At 34.0% G+C, this 20,988-nt stretch carries 13 protein-coding genes; 12 read left to right on the top strand and 1 reads right to left on the bottom strand.

Annotated features, from left to right (window positions below; all coding sequences use genetic code 11):
- The first annotated feature begins 65 nt into the window (after positions 1-65).
- The 10 genes from ROY99_05115 (at position 66) to ROY99_05070 (ending at position 17,325) form a co-directional block, all read left to right on the top strand.
- Entirely contained in the window at positions 66-2,654 is a 2,589-nt protein-coding gene (locus tag ROY99_05115) for a TonB-dependent receptor (GenBank protein ID MDT3695752.1), read from the top strand.
- 13 nt (positions 2,655-2,667) lie between these two features.
- On the top strand, positions 2,668-5,775 hold the full coding sequence (locus ROY99_05110; GenBank protein ID MDT3695751.1) for a hypothetical protein: 3,108 nt from the start codon (positions 2,668-2,670) through the stop codon (positions 5,773-5,775).
- A gap of 33 nt (positions 5,776-5,808) precedes the next feature.
- Complete coding sequence (locus ROY99_05105; protein MDT3695750.1) at positions 5,809-6,828, top strand: PorV/PorQ family protein; 1,020 nt, start codon at positions 5,809-5,811, stop codon at positions 6,826-6,828.
- Between the two features lie 38 nt (positions 6,829-6,866).
- Positions 6,867-7,886 (top strand): hypothetical protein, encoded by a 1,020-nt coding sequence (locus ROY99_05100; GenBank protein ID MDT3695749.1) that lies wholly within the window; start codon positions 6,867-6,869, stop codon positions 7,884-7,886.
- A 59-nt stretch (positions 7,887-7,945) separates the two neighbouring features.
- A complete protein-coding gene (locus ROY99_05095) occupies positions 7,946-9,262 on the top strand; it encodes a hypothetical protein (GenBank protein ID MDT3695748.1) in 1,317 nt (438 codons plus the stop codon).
- 109 nt (positions 9,263-9,371) lie between these two features.
- On the top strand, positions 9,372-9,755 hold the full coding sequence (locus ROY99_05090; GenBank protein MDT3695747.1) for a hypothetical protein: 384 nt from the start codon (positions 9,372-9,374) through the stop codon (positions 9,753-9,755).
- Between the two features lie 89 nt (positions 9,756-9,844).
- A complete protein-coding gene (locus tag ROY99_05085) occupies positions 9,845-10,846 on the top strand; it encodes an SMP-30/gluconolactonase/LRE family protein (protein ID MDT3695746.1) in 1,002 nt (333 codons plus the stop codon).
- Between the two features lie 31 nt (positions 10,847-10,877).
- Positions 10,878-12,218: a ChaN family lipoprotein gene (locus ROY99_05080; GenBank protein MDT3695745.1), complete on the top strand. Its 1,341-nt coding sequence runs from the start codon at positions 10,878-10,880 to the stop codon at positions 12,216-12,218.
- Between the two features lie 58 nt (positions 12,219-12,276).
- Complete coding sequence (locus tag ROY99_05075; GenBank protein MDT3695744.1) at positions 12,277-15,633, top strand: M20/M25/M40 family metallo-hydrolase; 3,357 nt, start codon at positions 12,277-12,279, stop codon at positions 15,631-15,633.
- A gap of 258 nt (positions 15,634-15,891) precedes the next feature.
- A complete protein-coding gene (locus tag ROY99_05070) occupies positions 15,892-17,325 on the top strand; it encodes a glycosyltransferase 87 family protein (GenBank protein ID MDT3695743.1) in 1,434 nt (477 codons plus the stop codon).
- On the opposite strand, the gene ROY99_05065 is transcribed toward ROY99_05070, so the two are convergent.
- A complete protein-coding gene (locus tag ROY99_05065) occupies positions 17,322-18,032 on the bottom strand; it encodes a pirin family protein (protein ID MDT3695742.1) in 711 nt (236 codons plus the stop codon). The genes ROY99_05070 and ROY99_05065 overlap by 4 nt on opposite strands.
- A 212-nt stretch (positions 18,033-18,244) precedes the next feature.
- Between ROY99_05065 and ROY99_05060 the strand changes: the two genes are divergently transcribed.
- Positions 18,245-19,387, top strand: a complete 1,143-nt coding sequence (locus ROY99_05060) for a metallophosphoesterase (protein ID MDT3695741.1) — start codon at positions 18,245-18,247, stop codon at positions 19,385-19,387.
- A gap of 139 nt (positions 19,388-19,526) precedes the next feature.
- On the top strand, positions 19,527-20,753 hold the full coding sequence (locus ROY99_05055; protein MDT3695740.1) for a T9SS type A sorting domain-containing protein: 1,227 nt from the start codon (positions 19,527-19,529) through the stop codon (positions 20,751-20,753).
- Positions 20,754-20,988 lie beyond the last annotated feature (235 nt).

Below are 20,988 nucleotides of genomic sequence, written 5' to 3'. Positions count from 1 at the left end.
CACCTTAATTTTATTAAAAGTTTATAGGGCGTTCTTTAAAAAATTTTAAAACCTTAACAGTTAAAATGACATTAAACGTGAGAAGATATATATCATTCAAACGAGTATATAGAATATTCGTTTTAGTTTTCTTTACTACTGTATTTTTACCGGTATCTAATTTACAAGCCGGTACAACGGGAAAGATAGCCGGTATTGTAAGAGATGCTGTTACTGGTGAACCAATCCCGGGTTGTAACATTGTAATCATTGGATCTACTATAGGTGCTGCAAGTGATATTAATGGTCAATATTTTATAATTAATATTACACCGGGAAGATATTCAGTTAAAGCGTCAATGGTTGGGTACAGAAGTATTACTGTGGACAACGTTCAAATTATTGCAGACCTAACAACACAAATTGATTTTAATCTGGAATCTGCTTCTGTTCAACTTGAAGGAGATATTATTGTAACTGCTGAACGCCCTCTTGTTCAGTTAGATGAAACTTCCAAACAATCAACTGTTACATTCGATGAAATTGTAAATATGCCTGTCAACAGCATCACCGAAATTTTAACAACAAAAGCGGGATTTACACTTGATGCAAACGGTGATCTTCATGTAAGAGGTGGAAGAACTTCTGAGATTTCATATATGGTAGATGGTGTTAAGATGGAAGATCCGCTTTATCGTGAAACAAATAATAATTTTAATAAAGATGCGATAAACCAAATGGTGATAATCAGCGGTACTTTTAACGCAGAATACGGTGACGCAATGTCAGGCATTGTTAATATTACAACTCAGGATGGCGGCAAAAATTTAAAGGGAAGAATAGAATACACTACTCCTACTTTAGAAAAATCTAAGTACAGAAAGGCAAATGCTTTCCCCGGAGTGCAGGATTTATACCAATATCATGAAACCAGCGTACTTGATGAAGCCTGGATTGGAATACCCGGACAACTTAGGGCTTCTTTAAGCGGTCCTGTTTTATCTGACTTAACTTTTTTCATTTCAGGTTATTCACTTAATAAAGACAGTTATCTGCCGCATGGGTATAATACTTCTATTGATGGTTTTGGTAAGCTAACCTATTTTGTTTTACCAACACTTAAATTCGGATTATCAAGCCAGTTTACAAATATAAAACAACAAGGTTACAGTCATCCATGGAAATACAGAAGCGATCATCAGACACATACTACAATTAAATCGAACAGACAAATTTTAAACGCAACACATACAGTTAACCAGAGTTTATTTTATACAGTTAATCTATCAAGATTTGAAAATAACTCATTAACACAAGTTGGCAATAAACGTCCTGAAGATTATATCATCGGCAGAACCGGTGAATCAGTATATTTTTATGTTGATGGTGATGATTCAAGATATGCTGATAACAAAACTTTAACATACAGAGGAAAACTTGACGCAACCTGGCAGGCTGGCAATTATCATCAATTTAAAAGCGGATTAGAAATAATAAAACATCAAATTGATGTTCATGAAGAATCTGCTCCATGGCCTTCAGGAGCTAACTTTAAAGATATTTATTCAAAATCGCCAACAGAATTTTCTGCTTATATTCAGGATAAAATTGAATATGATTATCTTATTGTTAATGTTGGAGTAAGACTGGACTATATAAATCCTGAAGCAACTATGTGGCCTGATATCAGACGATTTGGTGAATTTGACCAGAATAATAATTTCATTCCTTCAAAAGAAGTTGCAGTAGAACCACAATATGCATTCAGCCCCAGGATTGGATTAGCATTTCCAATAACAGAGCAATCGGTTTTACATTTTGCTTACGGACACTTTTTCCAGAATCCTAACTACAATGCTCTGTACTACAACATAAAAAAAGACTTATCTACATCTCTTCCACTGATTGGAAATCCAACTGTCAAAGCACAAAAAACTATTTCGTTTGAAGCAGGGCTTAAACATCAGCTTGGAGATAACTGGGCTTTCGATATAACTGCATGGTATAAGGATATTACTGATTTGCTCTCAACACTTCAGGTAAGTTATCTTTCAAGAGATTATGTTATTTTCTACAATTCAGATTATGCAAGCGTTAAAGGAATTGACTTAACTATTAAGAAAAGATTTGCGGATTATTTTTCAGGCTCTGTTGATTACACTTATATGATCGCTAAAGGAAATAATTCACAGCCGCTCGGTGGTTATCTTAATGCATATACACAGGAAGAAATTCCACATCAGGAGTATTTCCTTGATTTTGATCAACGCCATAATTTTGCAGCCAACTTCAGCTTTTATGTTCCCAAAGATCATGGAATATTATCAGACCTGAATTTTAATTTAATATTCAGGGCAAGCAGCGGGCTGCCTTATACTCCGTATGTTGATCCCACAGTTAGGATTGATATTAATTCTGAGAGAAAACCCTGGACTTCTTCACTTGATTTCAGACTGCAAAAACAATTTCCTGTTTCATTTTTTTCTATTGCCTGGTTTTGGGAAATTACCAATTTGTTCAACAATGAAAATGTTCTATTTGTATATTCACGAACCGGAAAGCCGTTTGACAGCGGTGAACCAGGTTTAGTTGGATCTTCACCCGATGCTAATCATAACCCCGCTAATGTCGGTCCACCGCGGGCTATTACTACTGGAATACAAATAATATGGTAACCGGAGAATTTATATGTTTAGAGTTTTATTCAAGATATTATTTTTCTGTTTAATTGTTAGTTTATCTTCCGATAAACTGTTTGCTCAAAATAACTGCATCAGTTGTCATAAGGATCTTAAACCCGAACAATTAAAAAAATTAACGAAAGTAATTTCCAGTTCTGAACGCGGTTTGGGAATTATGGATAGAGGACAGGTTGCTAATTACCTTGGCAATTATGGTATCTTATCCAACTTTCATGAATATTTTAACGAATCAGTCCGCTGGCCTAAGGATGCTTCTGATGTAATTCAATATTGTTATGGTTTAGGATTAGTTGTTGCTTCCAAAAATAATGTAATAACATCAGTTGTTGGCGGTCCGTCAGATAAATACGATTGGGCACCTAAAGATGGTTCAAGAGGAAAATTATTTTCCGGTGATGTAAAAGCCGCCCCGCCGGATGAAACACCTTTTCTTGCTTTAAGTGATAATCCAGAAACCTGGCCAAAAGGATATTTTGATAACAGTGGAAACTGGATTGAAACCCCAAATGAACGACATTGGCCCGGTAAATATCGAATTGATATAGATCCAGAATCTCCAAATTTCGGAAATGAAGTAGTCGGTGAGTTTGTTTCCGATAGAGATATTTATTGTGTCTTTGATGATAAGGAAAATTCTAATCCTCAAGGACCCTTAGGAATAGAAGTAGAACAAACTGCTTACTCTTATGGAAGACCTTATGCAGAAGATATGTTAATCTGGAGCTACACAGTACGAAATACCAGCAGTAATGTTTTAGATAGTATTTACTTAGGCTACTATGCTATTTTCAGACCTGATTTTGATAATGCAGATTATATAAATATCATTGATTCAAACCCAAATGATGGACACCAAAACGGAGATTTTGTTTATATCTATGATAAAAACAACACTAAAGACGGCGCCTGGGCAACTGATCCAACAGAATTAGGAATTGTCGGACTTAATATTCTGGAAACACCTAAAAATATGGGTGTAACAGATTTTCATTATTTCAGCCGGGAGTTTGCACCAAAAATGGATGAAGAAATGTGGGCAATTATTAGCAGCAATCCAAACAATCCTAATCTGATGGTACCGTCTGCATACTTCCACGGCTCTGATCGGCGGATGGATACTACTGACCCTGACAGCTTAAATAAATATTTCCCTCAAGGTGCTGCAATTAATTATTTTATTATGACAGGACCTTTTACACTAAACCCCGGTGAAACTGTTAATTCTGCAGTTGGATTAGTAATGGGTAATTCAGGTACAATCCCTAATCAGCCGGATACTACAAATTTAATGAGTAATATGAGAATGCTGCAGCAATTATCTAAAAGAGCTTTCCAGGGCTCCGGTCCACCTAAAACTCCCATTGTAAGGGCAGTTGCCGGTGATAAAGAAGTAAAACTATTTTGGGATTCTGCTGCCGAAGATTCAAAGGATGTTTTAACTGGTAAGAAAGACTTTGAAGGTTATAAGATTTACAGAAGCGATAATCTCGGTAAAACATGGGGAACTCCGATTACTGATCAATTTGGAAAAGTAATTGGATATAAACCGATTAAAATTTTTGATTTGATTGATAACATAAAAGGCCCTGATCCTGTTTTTAATCAGTGGCTCGGTGACGATTCGGGCATTAAACATAGCTATACAGATAAAAATCTGTTGAATGGTGTGGAATACTGGTACTGCGTTACCTCATACGATAAAGGAAATCAACACCCTGATAGTTTAGAACAATCATATCAGTCTCCTCTTGGCAACTCTATTTTAGAAAGCAATACTGTTTCTGTTGTCCCAGGCGTAAGACCTCAAAATTTTCAGCCTCCTGATTTTTCACCTACTTTAACTCCCGAAGGTTCATTCCCTCCTATCGGAGGTGTTTGTCAGGGATTTGTTTCAATAGAAATTGTAGAACCTGATTCAATCACCGGTGATGATTATGTTGTTACTTTTGTTGATTCTACACTTGAAGTTACCGGCTCTGATACAAACTACGTATTGGGTCTTAATCTATACAGAATTAATGCTGTTACCCGCGATACAACTATTCTTCTGGATCATCATTTATTTTCAGATGATTCAAAAGATAACCTCCCCATTACTGATGGATTCAGATTAGTTGCTATTAATACTCCATCAGGTGTAGCTTTTGAAGGGTGGACTTTGGTAAACGAAGATACCTCGACTTTTCAATGGTCAACAAAACCAGTTCCTAAATACATTGGCGATCAACAGACAGCTCAGGAAGAAGTTTATACAATTGACGATTACAGAATTACTATTGATACAATAGGTGGATTGAGTGCAAAGCTTTATGATTACTTTACAGGCATTTTGTATGACACAATAATCTATCACTTACCCTTAAAAGTTGAAGTTGTTACAGATCCAAATAATCCAATTGATGTAAGCCAAAATACATTGTTGATTGAATTTGCAGTTAAAGCACCCTGGGAAGAATACCGGAAGTTCTATTATAGCAGGCTTGGATGGGATTTAATCCCCGGTGGAAACGCATATTCAGCCGGCAGTTTCGGATTTTATGAGAGATATCCTGATATGTTGAATTTTGAAAAATATGAGATTGACCCCATTACAAGCGATACCACTGTAACAGGCTTAGTTCTACGAACGAATAATCAGCCGGATACTTATATCAATGCTGATGGGATCACTGTGAATCAGATAGCTATTGCTCCTACACAAGGCGATCAATTTACAATAAGAACATTTAAACCATTCAGAAAAGAAATCAGATATGAATTTTCAACAAAGAAGGCTGGATATACTGATTCAAAAAATATAGATTTAAGTAAGATAAGAGCAGTCCCTGATCCTTACATCGTTTCTAATGAATATGAAACTTCACAATTCGGTAAAAGATTAATGTTCAATCATTTGCCTAACGAATGTAAAATCTCAATCTACACTGTGGCTGGTGATTTTGTTAATGAGATCTATCATAACGATAACAGGGGATTTGATTTTTGGGATCTTAGAACATATAACGATCAGTACATTGCTTATGGACTTTACGTGTTTGTTGTTAAGCTTCCTGACGGAACACAACACGTAGGAAAATTTTTAGTGATAAAATAAATTACCGCTTAATTGAAATTTTAGGTTATGTTTATGAAGAAATTGATAATAATAATTTTAATAATCTTGCCGGTTTCTGTTTTTGCAGGAGGATTTTCAAAGGTTGGCACTGCTGCAGCACAATTCCTTAAAATCGGTGTTGGTGCAAGAGCCATGGGAATGGGCGGCTCGTTTACAGCTGTTGCTAATGATATTAGCACTATCTATTGGAATCCTGCCGGTATAGCAAATCTGGATCGTCCAATTATAGGTTTTACTCATTCAGAATGGTTTGCAGATATTTCACATGATTATGCCGGAATAGTTATTCCAGTTTCTTTTTCGGACTTTATTGCAATTCAGGCAATTATGCTTAATACAGGCGAACAAGAAGTTACCACTGTTTCAAGCCCGGATGGAACCGGAATATTTTACGATGTAAGAGATTTATCAATAGGACTATCTTATGCCAGACAATTAACAGACAGATTTTCTGTCGGGGTATCGGTTAAATATGTTGTGCAGAATCTGTACAATGTTCAGGCTTCATCTTTTACGTTTGATATTGGTTCTTATCTAAAAACCGGATTTCATAATCTTATAATTGGGATGGCAATTTCCAATTTTGGCGGTACTATGCAGCTTGATGGGCGCGATCTGATTACTATTGCTGATATAAACCAGTCTTTTGTCGGCAATTACAATCCTGATGCAAGATTAGCAACTCAGGAATATCCCTTACCTCTGATTTTCAGAGCCGGTCTTTCAATGGATGTTGTCGGAGGAAGCATTGAATCTGTATTTCAATCAGAAGATTATCGCCTTACTTTAGCTGCTGAAGGAACTCATCTTAATGACAATAATGAACGCTTTAATATAGGCAGCGAAATATCCTGGACAGAAACAGTTTTTGTAAGAGCAGGATATAAAATAAATTATGATACAGAAAAATGGGCATTAGGCTTAGGTGTTAATATTCCTGTTGGTAATCAAAGGGTTGCTTTTGACTACGCATATATTAGTTTTGAAAACCTCGGGAATGTATCACAGTTTTCTGTACAACTTCAATTATAATTTTTTCTTAAATAAAGATATAACAGGAGCAGTGTTAAATGATTACTTATATCAGTAAAACTTGTAAAACAACTCTTTTAATTTTGTTCACAGTTTTTAGCTTCACTTCTTTGGTTAACGCTCAGAGTGAAGAAAAGAAAGAAGCGGATAAAGAATTCAAAGTGTGGAAAATACCAAATGTGCCCAATGGTGCTGAATTCTACTTTTCGCCCGATGGACAAAGTCTTATTGGAAATGCTAAGTTTGAAGATGATTCATCTCATCAGGTTTATACTTTAAAAATTGATGGGACAGATATTAAAAGAATTAATTCTATTGGTGAAGATGCGTGTTCATTTTATTTCCCTGACGGTAAAAAATTAATATGGACATCAACAAGAGACAATATAGACTTACCTAAAGGTAATTGGTCAAATCCAAAAGATTATCCGACAGGAGCAGAATTATATACAAGCGATCTTGACGGAGGAAACGTAGTAAGATTGACTAACAATCAATATTATGATGCTGAAGTTTCTGTTTCACCGGATGGAAAGAAAATTTTATTTGCCAGACAAATTGATGGGAAGTGTGATTTGTGGAAAATGAATTCTGACGGAACAGGTGAACATCAGATTACATTTACTGATGACTGGCAGGAAGGCGGTGCGTTTTATTTAAATGATAACGAGACTATTCTTTACAGAGCCTGGCTCCGTGAAAATGAAGGTCAACGGGGAACGCCGATGACAATATTTACAATTAAAGATGATGGCACAAATCTGAAACAGCTTACATTCGATGAGGGCACAAATTGGGCGCCGTTCCCTGCACCGGATGGAGATCACTTTGCTTATGTTCGTGTACTGCCGCCTTTTAATTTCGAAATCTATTTAATGAGTATAAGAACAGGCGAGAAAATCCGTTTAACTTACAGCAATGCATTCGATGGGTTTCCGGCAATTTCTCCCGATGGAAAATTACTTACATTTTCATCAAGCAGAGACGAAGCACCTGGAGTAAGAACATTATCGCCATATTTGATGGATATCTCATCTCTCAATATTGGACCAAAATAAATAATATTTATTGAAAGATATTTTAATCTTTTTTATTATTTAAAATTCATCTGAACTTGTTGAAAAAAAAAGTTTTTAAAAGAATTAAAATTTTTATCGCCGTCTTCTCCCTTGTTTTGGGCAGTATTGAATCTATTTCATTTGCCCAAAATGAGGTTAATAAAAATGCTGATTCGTTATCACATCAAAACAACCTAAAACACAATTCTGATATAAGGTATTCAGTCTTTGGTCCTCCTTCGCCTGATCAATGGAAGTTCCAGCTTTCTTTTATGAATTCAGCAAACCAAAATATATCTGCATTCAATTTTTATAAAAAAAACCAAAGGGATAAAACACTTTTTCTTTCACTAATTAATAATGGATTGGATAACGCTAATCAATATCGTGTAAGACAAATATCAGCAGGTGCGGTTGTTTTTCCATTCAGCGATGATGACAGATATCAGTTTGAGTTAGGCGGAACTGTTGATAATATTATTGACACTTCTTTATACAATACGATCTTATTCTCAAGATTTACATATCGTCCCTTTAAAGAACTTTGGTTACGGATTGGATTTGAATATTACAACGGTTATCAGGCAGGTCACACTATAAGTCCTTATGTACATTCTGATTTAAAATCTTATTACATAGCAGCAAAATATAATCTGGATTTTCTTACCCCAATGGCTGTGATCGGAAGCGGACGGGTTGAACAAAAAACAAATAAACGCTTTGGTGCCGGAACTTTTTTATCAGGACCTTTTAATCTTTATGCTTTTGCCGGCTATATTAAAAGTACAGATGAATCTGAAAATCTCAGCACTTTTGCAGTTGGAAGATGGACACCTTTTCGTTATGATTATTTGCCATCAGGGTTTTTAATCTGGAAACATAAATCTGATTATGATTTTCAACTTGGCGGAATTTTCTTCGGCAACCGGAATCTTTTTATTCAGCCCGCTGCTGTGGGCATGGTTACAGGAATGTTTGTTAGCAGTGTTACTTTGAGGGTTAACAGCCAATTAAGACAAAGAAAACTGCTTGCTATTTCTGAAGACTATGAAAGTTTTGATTATTCATTATTCTATGTCCATCTTAATCAAAAAATTAATAACAATGCTAACAATGTTGGGTTTACTGCTTTTCAGTTTTATAAACTGTTTTCAGGAGTGGATTTTCTAATTTTTTCGGATCCTGTACTTGGTTTGTTTTATACACAAGAAACAAATCCGTTATTTGATGTTAAAACATTTAAATTTGTTGATAAGAAAGAAAATTATATTTCATATCAAGCTGGTTTTAAAATCTTTGATGATTTTCTTTTCGAGGTAATTCATTATCCGTCAAAAAGAGATTATACTGTCGCATTATCTTATCTGTTATTGTGACCTTTCAGACAATTCAAATTCTGTAGTAATTAGTAATTTTAATTATATTTAGTATCGTAATTCAAAGTAAAAATTAATATTTATTACACTACTACAAGAAAGAAAATTTATGGCTGATATTATTAAAATCGGAATATTGTTTGTTCATCTGGCACTGATTTTTTACACCCTTTTTATGGTATATGAAAGCAAAGAAAAGCGGGCTTCAACCAGAGTGCTTGTATTTATTACTATTGCAATTATCTCAGATATTATAGCTACAAGTTTTATGATGATCGGTGCAACTCAAACTTATTTTACATTACATGGTATTGTAGGTTACACTGGTTTGCTTTTAATGATAATAGTATTCGTTCTTTTGATCAGATTCAGAATAAAATTTGGAAGTGAAACATCTATTTCTAAGGGCTTTTATAATTATATAAGGATAGCATATATAGGATGGCTCATCGCATTTATTACCGGCGCAGCAGTTTCAGTTTTCAGACACTAATAATTTCTTCACAATGAATTTAAAAAGATAATCAGACATTTTATTTCTATAACAAAAACATTTATTTATAAACTTTTTTTTATGACAATATGAAAAAAATAGTCCTCTATCTAATCATATCATTAACATATTTTACCTTGAACATATCAGGTCAAAATTCTTCATTGCAAATTATTACAGGTTCCGGTAAAGCTGGTTTTAAAGATGGAAAAGATGCTGAGTTAAATAAACCAATCCGGTTAGCACCATATAAAAATAACTCTGTGATTTTTGCTGATATAAATAATCATGCTATCCGGATAGTTACACTTGAAGGAGAAGTTACAACTATTGCCGGCAGTCCGGATAAAAAAGGTTATCGCGATGGTTTATTTTCAGAAGCTGAATTTAATTCTCCTCATGGTGTTGCGTATGACAGCGTTTATGATATTATTTATGTTGCTGAAGCAGGAGCTAATCTTATCAGAACTATTACAAAAAACAAAAACGGAGAATTTATTGTCAGCACCTTAGCCGGAGTTCCAAACGAAAAAGGTTTTAAGGATGGTAATTCAGATTCTGCCTTATTCAATTCCCCCCACGCAGTGATTTTAAGAAAGGAGGGCGGAGTTTATGTTGTTGATATCGGTAACTCACGAGTGCGACAAATAATAGATGGTATTATATCTACTGTTGCCGGAAGCGGAAAATCAGGTAATGATGACGGTAAGTATGATGAAGCTTCTTTTGTATATGCAATTGATATTGTATCAGATGGTGAAAATATCTTTGTTGCTGATGCCGGAAGCAACTTAATCCGGAAAGTAATACCATACAAAACTGTTGAGACCGTTAGATTAAATGACACTCTTAATACTCCTCATGGAATAGCTGTTGACGATAACGGAAATATTTATATTGCTGATATGGGAACTCACAGAATTCTGAAGATTGACACTAAAGGCAATGTTACAACAATAGCCGGAAATGGAAAAGCAGGCTCCGGAATAAACGAACTAAACAGACCTGCAGCCGTTTTGGTGCATGCTGGTTATTTATGGATAGCTGATTTGGATAATCATCAAATAAAAGTTTTGAAACTTGATAATTAGATTTTTTTATTTTTACTAAAAGGAGAATGGTATGAAAGCTTTGACAATACTTGTTTTATTGTTTTTCTTAATAGGTTCGGGTATAGCTCAGGATTTCGATTCTGAAAGATTACCAATTGGCGACAGTAACCGTAAATATGATTTCTGTATGGTTAAACTAAATAAAATATTTGATACAAAGGCTGGCAAAGAGATTACTTATGATGATATGATCTCGGAACTTAAAAATTATCGTATTGTTATGGTTGGTGAATCTCATACAAATCAGCTTTATCACGATGTTGAACTGAATGTAATTAAAGGCTTGTATGAAGCAGGTAAACCTGTTGTTCTTGCTCTTGAAATGTATAATCCAAAACAAGATGAAGCACTTGCAAATTGGGTCAGTGGTAAAACTGATCCAAATACATTTATGGAACAAACAGATTATTTAACTACCTGGGGTCATAATTATCGTTATTACAAAGCCATTTTCGATTACGCAAGAGAAAAACATATTCCGATGTACGGAGTTAATACTGAGAAAAAGTACACTTCTAAAATCGGAAGAAGCGGTGTAGCCAGCCTTACTGAAGATGATCTTAAAGCTATCCCTAAAATAGATACAACTGACATTGAACATAAATTTTTGATAAAAGTTTTGATGCAGGGAATGGATGCAACAATGCCGGATCAATTTAATAATATGTATCCTGCTCAAAGTCTTTGGGATGCAGCAATGGGTGAAGGCGCAATAAGAACTGCTGAAAAATATCCCGAAGCTACTGTTGTTTTATTAGCCGGAAGCGGACACGTGATTTATAATAACGGTATCGGTAAAATTATTCAAAAAAGAAGCAGCCTTTCATTCGCATCTGTTGTTCCGGTTGATATTCCGGAAAAAAACAAAGAAGAAGGTATGATGCAGATCAGAAAAGAGATAAAGAAAGAAAAAACAGATGATAATAAAACTGATATGCCTCATAAAGAAGGAATGCAGGAAAAGGAAAAACATTCAAATCCTCATATGCTTATGATGTCAGATGAAACTCCCTATAAAATTGTTGTAAAAAGTTATGCAGATTTTATCTGGGGAGTCAAAGAAGTAAAACAAGAACTGTATCCCGCGTTCGGATTCAGTATAAAAGATGAACCTCAGGATGGCGGATATTTGGTTGAAAGAGTTATGCCAAAAACAATTGCATTTGAAAACGGCTTGAAACGAAATGATGTTATTCTTTCGATAGATGGAAAGACTTTTGAAAACTCAACTCAGCTAAAAAAATATTTGCAATTTAAAAACTGGGATGAACAAATGTCATTCTCACTTCTAAGAGGCGATGAACAAGTTGATTTATCATTTGTTATTAAGCCTGTTAAAGATGATGAATAATTTTGATGTTCATTATGTGATAAATTATTTCTTATGATAGTTTATAAAAGGAACAGCTATGTTTAAAAATATTTTGTTTTTTGTATTGTTTGCAGTAACAATAAACGCTCAAAGTCCATTAATCCATCACGAATTAAATGTTGTAATAAAACCTGATATGTCCTTACTGGAAGTTACCGATGAAGTAACGATTGATAAATCATTGGTTAAAGACGGACTTCAGTTTAAACTTCATAATGCATTATCAGTTGAACCTTCTGAAATGATTACTAAACTCGATAAGCTGGTTGATGCAGAAGATATTGGTATGGACTTAGATGATTCCGGAACCAAAAGTGATCTCAAATTAAATGTTTATACAATTAAACTTCCTCCAAACACTTCCGGCGATCTGAAATTATTTCTTAGATATAAAGGCAAGATTGAATCACCTGTTAAACAAAGTAAAGAAAATTATGCTCGAGGTTTCAGCGAATCACCAGGGATAATCTGGGAAGGAGGAGTTTATCTTGCCGGTTCAACTTATTGGGTTCCTTATTTTAGTGATGAATTGGTTTCATTCAACTTAACTACAACACTGCCGGATAATTGGAAAACGGTATCAGTCGGTACAAGAATCATTGATGAAAAGAAAAACGGACAACATATTGATAAGTGGGAATCTCCGACTCCTCAGGAAGAAATATTTTTGATTGCTGCACCATTTTATGAATACGATTATCCTATGGGAAGTGTAACAGCTTATGCTTTTTTACGAACTCCGGATGAAACATTAGCAAATAAGTATCTTGAAGCAACTGCCCAATACATGGAAATGTACCGCAAACTTGTAGGACCATTCCCTTATACAAAATTTGCGTTAGTGGAAAATTTTTGGGAAACAGGATATGGAATGCCTTCATTCACACTGCTTGGTGAAAAGATTATTCGCTTGCCTTTTATTCTACACTCATCTTATCCGCATGAACTGCTTCACAATTATTGGGGCAATTCTGTTTATGTAGATTTCAAATCTGGTAATTGGTGCGAAGGACTTACTGCTTATATGGCTGATCATCTTATTAAAGAGCAGCGCGGACAAGCTGTAGAATACCGCAGTGAAACTTTGCAAAAATTTACTGATTATGTTACTCCTGAAAATGATTTTCCTCTTTCAAAGTTCTCATCACGTTTTGATCCGCCAAGCGAAGCAATTGGTTACGGAAAAACTTCAATGATGTTTCATATGCTTCGAAGAAAGGTCGGAGATGAGCAGTTTATTAAAAGCCTTCAGGTTTTTAACCGCAATAATAAATTTAAGCGCTCTTCTTTCGATGATATCAGAAAAGCATTTGAAGAAGTTACCGGAAAAGATTTGAAATGGTTTTTTGATCAATGGGTTAATCGCACCGGCGCTCCTCAATTAGCTTTGGAAGATGTTCAGGTAAATTCAGTCAGAGGCTCAAACAATGTTTCTTTTACACTCAAACAAATCCAGCCTGAAGATGTTTTTTATTTAGATGTGCCTGTTGTGATTGTTACTAAAGATGGAACAAAAACTGAAACTGTTGAGATGAATGAAAAAGAAACTAAATATAATTTTACAGTTGATTCTGCACCTCTTAAAATTTTGATTGATCCGGAATTTGATTTGATGAGAAAATTAGACCCAAGAGAATCACCACCAACTTTTACAAAAGCATTTGGTTCTAAAAAATCTGTAATAATTTTACCTGATCAGAAAGATGTACATTATAAGCAGTATAAAGATTTTGCAGAATTATGGATTAAAGGAAATGAAAATAAATTTTCTGTAAAATCGCCGGATGAAATAAAAGAGCTTCCTGCTAATGAGTCTGTTCTGCTTCTCGGTATGAACAATAAATTTAATTCTGTGGTTAATAGTGAGTTAAAAAAATATAATTCAGAGATTCTTAATAATGGAATTAAATTCGGAAAGAGAGAAATTTCTTCAGATGATAATAGTTTCTACATTTCTGTTACCAATCCTAATAATATAAAAGAAGTCATAACTTTATTAACAATCGGAAATAATTCAGCTGTTGAAGGACTTAATGCTAAACTTCCGCATTATGCCAAATATAGTTATTTGGCTTTTAATGGAAGCGAACCTTCAAATATTGAAAAAGGAGTCTGGCCGGTTATTAATTCTCCGATGTTTAAAAACATTGTTACTACTGACAGCAATATTGAAGTTAAATTAGAAACCAGAAAAGCACTTGCTTCATTAGAGCCTGTATTCTCAGCAGAAAGAATGATGGAGACAGTAAAATTTCTTGCCTCTGATGAATTAAAAGGACGAGGAATTGGTACCCCTGAATTAGATATAGCAGCAGAGTATATTGCAAAAAAATTTGAAGAGTACGGATTATTACCAGGTAGCGATGATGCTACTTATTTCCAATCTTGGAAACAGGATGTACTCGATAAAAAAAATATCAGCCTAAAAAATATTATTGGAATAATTCCAGGAACAAATCCTGACTTATCCGAAGCAGTTGTTATCTCAGCTCATTATGATCATCTTGGATTTGGCTGGCCAGATGTTAAAAAAGGAAACGAGGGAAAAATCCATAATGGTGCTGATGATAATGCCAGCGGTGTTTCTGTTCTACTCGAATTGGCAAAGAGTCTTGGCAAGTCACTTAAACCAGCCAGAACAATAATTTTTATTGCTTTCACTGCTGAAGAAGCCGGATTGATCGGCAGCAGATATTTTGTTGCTAATTATAAAAAATATCCGGCTGCAAAAATATTTGCCGTACTTAATCTTGATACGGTTGGAAGATTATTTGGTAACAAATTAATGGTGCTTAATACTAATACCGCACGCGAATGGAAATTTATTTTTATGGGTGCTAATTTTACAACCGGAGTTCCTACAGAGTTAGTTACACAGGATTTGGATGCAAGTGATCAAACAGCATTTATTGAAAAAGGAATTCCTGGAGTTCAGCTATTTTATACCGGTATTAAATCCGATTACCATTCACCTGAAGATAAAGCAGATAAAATAGATGCTGAAGGGTTATTAAAGACTGCTGCAATATCACGCGAGGTCTTAGAATATTTAGCTGATCGAACTGAGCCAATGCCTTTTACTGGTACCCAGGGCGAAACTAATTCCACAACAAAAAAGAATACCGGCGAACGTAATGCAAGTACTGGTGCAATGCCTGATTTTACATTCACAGGCGAAGGTGTTAAAATTGCTGATGTAGCAGATAACTCACCTGCTGCAAATGCTAATTTGCAAAAGGGTGATGTGATTATAGGATTTGAGGAAAAGCCTGTTAAGAATCTTACCGAATATTCTAATTACTTAAAGCAGCATAAACCCGGAGATAAAATTAAATTAACAATCATCAGAAATAATGTAAAGCACGAAGTTAGTATTACCTTGTCTGAAAGATAGAATTTCTATAGTAATAACAAATCGAAAGATTGTTTAAACTTTTTACAGGTTCTCAATTATTTGAGAACCTGTTTTTATCCCAATTATCAGTATCGCTGCCAATCTGTTAAGGGTTATTAAATTATATAATTGTTATGTTTGCTTAATAAATTAATAAACGAAAGCAGTTTAAAATTATTTGAACTATTAGTTTATTGTTTATATGACAAACGCTCTAATAAATATATCTGCTTGATTTAAGTGATGTGCTAATAGCTTATGAAAAGTCTGATTAATAGTTCAGCTAAATCTGCCCGTGCTAAACTTCTATTTATTCTTTTAGGTTTTGGGGTTATTCTTTATGCCATTTATATTCTTTTTGTCTCTCATACATTAACCTATGATGCACAGCCTACTGACTCACAAAAAATATCATTTGTCTTACAAAGAATTTTAATCGGATTACTTTTTTTCATTGCTATCATAAATATCACAAAACTTCCATTTAAAGAAAGCTGGATAGCCTGGATAATTTTTACCGGATTATTTGCAAGATTAATCCTTATCCCCTCTTCACCAATACTTGAAGATGATTTTTACAGATACTTCTGGGATGGCGCTGTAACAGCTAATGAATATAATCCTTATGTATTCAGCCCGCAGGAAGTGATTGATAAAAATCCCGAAGTTCCAAAACAGATATTAAAACTCTCTGAAGAATCCGGTGAAGTTATAAACAAAATAAAGTATCCTAAAATCAGGACGCTTTATCCTGCTTTGTCTCAGATAATTTTTGCATTTTCATACTATTTATATCCGTGGAGTTTAACCGGATGGAAACTGATATTGTTAGTAGGAGATATTTTTCTTCTCTTTTTTATTTTCCGAATTCTCAGAGAGCTGAAACTTCCATATTCCTTCGCTGCTATTTACTGGCTTAATCCAATTGTACTTCACGAGTTTTTTAACTCAGCTCACTATGATCTTTTTACATTGTTATTCGTAGCAGTTTCCATCTATTATTATCTTAAAGATGAACATCTTGTTTCAATGGTAACCCTTTCTTTTGCAGTAGGTTTCAAACTATGGCCAATATTGCTGCTGCCATTGTTCTTAAGAAAATATTTTAATCGAAAAATAAAACTGGCAGCTAATCTTGCTGTGTTTGGGTTATTTCTAATTATTATTTTCATTCCTGTTTTACGTGCAGGAATAGATGAAAATCAGGGTTTTATTAAATATGCATCAAACTGGATTAACAACGCTGCATTTTATACTCTGCTTAAAGACGGAATTATCTTGTTCACAGATACTTTTAAAATCTATTATGTTTGTGCTGATTGCATTGCAAGATGGATAATTGTCGGGATAATTATTTTAACAGCATTCCTTTTAATCCGTAAACCAGCAAATAATAATCATGACTTGATGAATAAAATTGTAATCATAGTTGCTGTTGCATTTCTTATCAGCCCCACACAATTTCCGTGGTATGTTACATGGATGATATTACCGCTTGTCTTTAGTCCTAAATATTCATTGTTGATGTATGCATTTTTAATCCCGCTTTATCACTTAAATCCGATTGGCGGTTACTTTAAATATATTCAGCATCTGCCTGTCATTACTTTATTTTATTATGAAATTAAAAAAAGAAATAGTTATAGAATTTTTAATTACAGCCAGCCAGACGATGAAAAGAGTATTGCTTAATTCATCGGAACATCAATAATTATAAAATAAGATTCTTCAACTGTTTCAATAGTAAATTCGGATTGTTCTGTTATTCCGATTGCATCACGTCTAAACAAATCTTCATCAAGCACTTTTATATTTCCTTCAATCAGAAAAACATATGCACCATGCTCAGTATTGTTCAGTTTATAATTAATAGTTTTTCCTTTATCAAAACTGCCGAGATAAATCTCTGCATCCTGATGGATATAAAGCGAACCTTCTTTTTTATATCCGGAAACAGCAGGAATAAGTTTATTCTTTCTTTCAACTGCTGAAAACAATTTCTGATCATACCTTGGCTTTATATTGTCTTCTTTAGGAAATATCCATATCTGTAAAAGATTAACTCTTTCTTCTTCTGACGGATTAAATTCGGAATGTGTAATTCCTGACCCGGCAGACATAACCTGCACTTCATCTTTGTAAATTACCGAGCCCATCCCAATACTGTCTTTATGTTCAAGCTGCCCATCAGTTATAATTGTAATTATTTCCATATTGTTATGCGGATGAGTTCCAAAACCCATTGCAGGGTTAATAATATCATCATTTAAAACCCGAAGCATTCCAAAGTGCATCATCTTTGGATTATAATAATCGGCGAAACTAAAGCTGTATTTCGTATTCAGCCATCCGAGATTTGCTTTTCCCCTGTCTTCAGATCTGTAAACTTCTTTTTCCATCTCTTATCCTTTTTAATATTCAGTTTTGTTTATTCAAACCTATGTTATAACACACTTAGAGCCAAGTATTAATATCACAAACACAAAAACAGTAAATAATTCAAACATTATCTTCTGCTGAAAAATTAAAAAGCAATATTATCTTTGTGATATCAACGGTACTTGTACTGAATTATTATCACTATTTTGCACGTCAAAAATAAAACAGAACTATGGCATTATTCTTTATCATATTTTTTACAGTTTACACAACACTAAACTATTATATTTTTATTAGAGGCTGGCAGGTTTTAGCTGCTTATTCATATCTAAAAATTCCTTATGCATTTTTATTTGTCTTTATAGCCTATGGATATGTTTTAGCTAAACTTTTATATAAAGTTCTTCCGTCGCTGTTGTATGATATAATTCTAGTAATCGGCGCTCTATGGTTTGCTTTTTTTGTTTATTTTATTCTGACTTTATTTTTACTTGATGTCTTAAGATTGTTTAATGGTTGGTTCAGTTTTCTTCCTCAGTCAATTATAAATAATTATGAGTCTGTAAAAAAAATCACAGCAATAATTGTAATACTGCTAGTAAGCCTGATTGTTTTTCTTGGTTACAAGAATAAGCATGATATTAAAATAAAAGATCTTGAGCTTTCACTTCCTAAAGGCAATAGCAATTTATCTGAACTAAATGTTGTGATGGCTTCGGATATTCACCTTTCACCGATAGACGGGGAAAAACTGCTTAGAAAAATTGTTGACAAAATGAATTCTCTAAACCCTGATATAATTTTACTTGCAGGTGATATTGTTGATGATAATGCTTTTATTTTAAATCAGAGAAGAATTGGTGAATCTTTTAGAAGATTAAAACCTAAGTATGGTATTTATTCAATAAACGGCAATCATGAATTTATCAATGAAGTTAAATCCTCTGATAAGTATGCTGAACAATTCGGGATAAAATTTTTACTGGACTCTTATGTATTAATAGACAGCAGTTTTTATATAATCGGCAGAGAAGACGTTTCAATGAAACAGTTTACCGGTAAAGAAAGAAAGAGTCTATCTGAAATCATAAAAAATCTGGACCACAACTACCCAAAAATTTTATTAGATCACACTCCAGTTAAACTTGAACAAGCTGAACAAAATGGAATTGATTTGCAGCTTTCAGGTCATACACACCACGGACAAATCTGGCCTGCAAATATTATCACAAACCTGATTTATGAACTTAGCTGGGGCTATCTTAAAAAAGGTAATACACATTATTATGTTTCTTCTGGTGCCGGTACCTGGGGTCCGCCGGTCAGAACCGGAAGTTCTTCAGAGATTGTAAATATTAAAATTACTTTCAGATAATAGTTCTGGTTTAGAGATAAACTAAGACATTTTTTGTTTCTAAACACCTCTAAAATTTTTTGTATTCTCTTCGATAATAAGTTTAGGAAGCAGCACAATTTAGTGCGCTTTCAATTAACTGGGATTAAACGAAGGGAAAATGATGCGGAAATTAAATTTCTGTATTGTTGTTATATTCTTATTAATACAAATCAACCTGTATTCACAACAGATTGATAAAGTAATAATATCAGGGCTTGGCGGCTCGCATGATAGTAATGTTAAAACTGCATTTCAAATTGGTTATACCAGTTACAACTCTATACCATTTCCGGGCGAAATAATATTACTGCAGAATAATATTCAAGAAAGTTTTGATTATGCAATTGGGAATGACTTTGATTTAATTATCAGATCAACAACCGGACTTTCAACAGGAATCAGATTAGCACCAAATTATCCAACGGTAAGATTAGTTATGCCAGCCGGCAGTAATGATCACATTCAGACTTTCTTCGGTGATGTTGTCTCTTCACCTGTTGTAATTACAGGAGCAGGCATTGATTCGAATCAAACTGCTTATAAGCTTGAGTTTTTTTCTATTGATCCTATAACCGGCACAAACCTTTCAAGTTATGCAAACGGATATATAGCAGGGCAAATCGCATTTATCTCAAATACGCTTGATGTTAGTTTTGATTCAGCTAGAACATTGGCAAGAATATATGGGTCTGAAAATGGTGAGCTTGATTTTCGTAATGGATTTGGGAAAATTCCGGTTAGCAAGATTATAAATGAGGCACTTCCTGTTGAACTTATTTCATTTACAGGAAAAATAATAGGTTCAAATGTAGTGTTAAACTGGAATACTGCTACTGAAATTAATAATTATGGATTCGAAGTTGAGCGGCAAACAAATAATACAGGCTGGAATAACATCGGTTTTGTTTTCGGAAATGGAACTTCTAACTCACCAAAATACTACACCTTTACAGATAACCCGCCAAAAGTAAATGGTGATATAAAATACAGGTTGAAACAAATAGACAACGATGGTCAGACAGCATATTCAAACATTTTGACTTTTAACTTTAGTATTACTTCGTTTGAGCTTTATCAGAATTATCCAAATCCGTTTAACCCCGGCACAACAATAAGCTGGCACTCCCCAATTGAAGGTAACGTGAAAATTAAAATTTTCGATCTGCTTGGCAACTTTATTTGCGAAATATTAGATGATTATAAAAGTGCTGGTATAAATCAAATTGAGTTTAATATTTTCTCTTCAGATAAAAATATTTCAAGCGGCATTTATATTTATCAGATAGAGATTTCAAATGGAATAACTTCCTTTTTACAATCCAAAAAAATGACTCTGCTGAAATAAGCTGCTTAATTAAAAGAAATTAATATTCAAACAAAACTGCTTTTTAGAAAACCACCGATACGCCAAATTTAAATTGATCGAATGCAATTGGTGCTTCACTATTAAATGGCCAGTTCATTTTCTCTTGTCTTAATTCATAAATCCCATACGCAAGCGCATTCTTAAGCAAAATATTTAAACTCAGACAATGCTGTTTAACGATTATTACTACAGCCCTAAATTAACAACCTGTTCA

The organism is Ignavibacterium sp. (genome assembly GCA_032027145.1).
GTDB lineage: Bacteria > Bacteroidota > Ignavibacteria > Ignavibacteriales > Ignavibacteriaceae > IGN3.
This window is presented reverse-complemented; position numbering and strand designations above follow the sequence as displayed.

Bases quoted from the DNA above. Each gene is read 5' to 3' on its own strand.
- ROY99_05090 (MDT3695747.1), top strand. From the start codon at position 9,372: ATGGCTGATATTATTAAAATCGGAATATTGTTTGTTCATCTGGCACTG.
- ROY99_05085 (MDT3695746.1), top strand. From the start codon at position 9,845: ATGAAAAAAATAGTCCTCTATCTAATCATATCATTAACATATTTTACC.
- ROY99_05065 (MDT3695742.1), bottom strand. From the start codon at position 18,032: ATGGAAAAAGAAGTTTACAGATCTGAAGACAGGGGAAAAGCAAATCTC.
- ROY99_05105 (MDT3695750.1), top strand. From the start codon at position 5,809: ATGAAGAAATTGATAATAATAATTTTAATAATCTTGCCGGTTTCTGTT.
- ROY99_05115 (MDT3695752.1), top strand. From the start codon at position 66: ATGACATTAAACGTGAGAAGATATATATCATTCAAACGAGTATATAGA.
- ROY99_05100 (MDT3695749.1), top strand. From the start codon at position 6,867: ATGATTACTTATATCAGTAAAACTTGTAAAACAACTCTTTTAATTTTG.
- ROY99_05080 (MDT3695745.1), top strand. From the start codon at position 10,878: ATGAAAGCTTTGACAATACTTGTTTTATTGTTTTTCTTAATAGGTTCG.
- ROY99_05110 (MDT3695751.1), top strand. From the start codon at position 2,668: ATGTTTAGAGTTTTATTCAAGATATTATTTTTCTGTTTAATTGTTAGT.
- ROY99_05055 (MDT3695740.1), top strand. From the start codon at position 19,527: ATGATGCGGAAATTAAATTTCTGTATTGTTGTTATATTCTTATTAATA.
- ROY99_05060 (MDT3695741.1), top strand. From the start codon at position 18,245: ATGGCATTATTCTTTATCATATTTTTTACAGTTTACACAACACTAAAC.
- ROY99_05070 (MDT3695743.1), top strand. From the start codon at position 15,892: ATGAAAAGTCTGATTAATAGTTCAGCTAAATCTGCCCGTGCTAAACTT.
- ROY99_05075 (MDT3695744.1), top strand. From the start codon at position 12,277: ATGTTTAAAAATATTTTGTTTTTTGTATTGTTTGCAGTAACAATAAAC.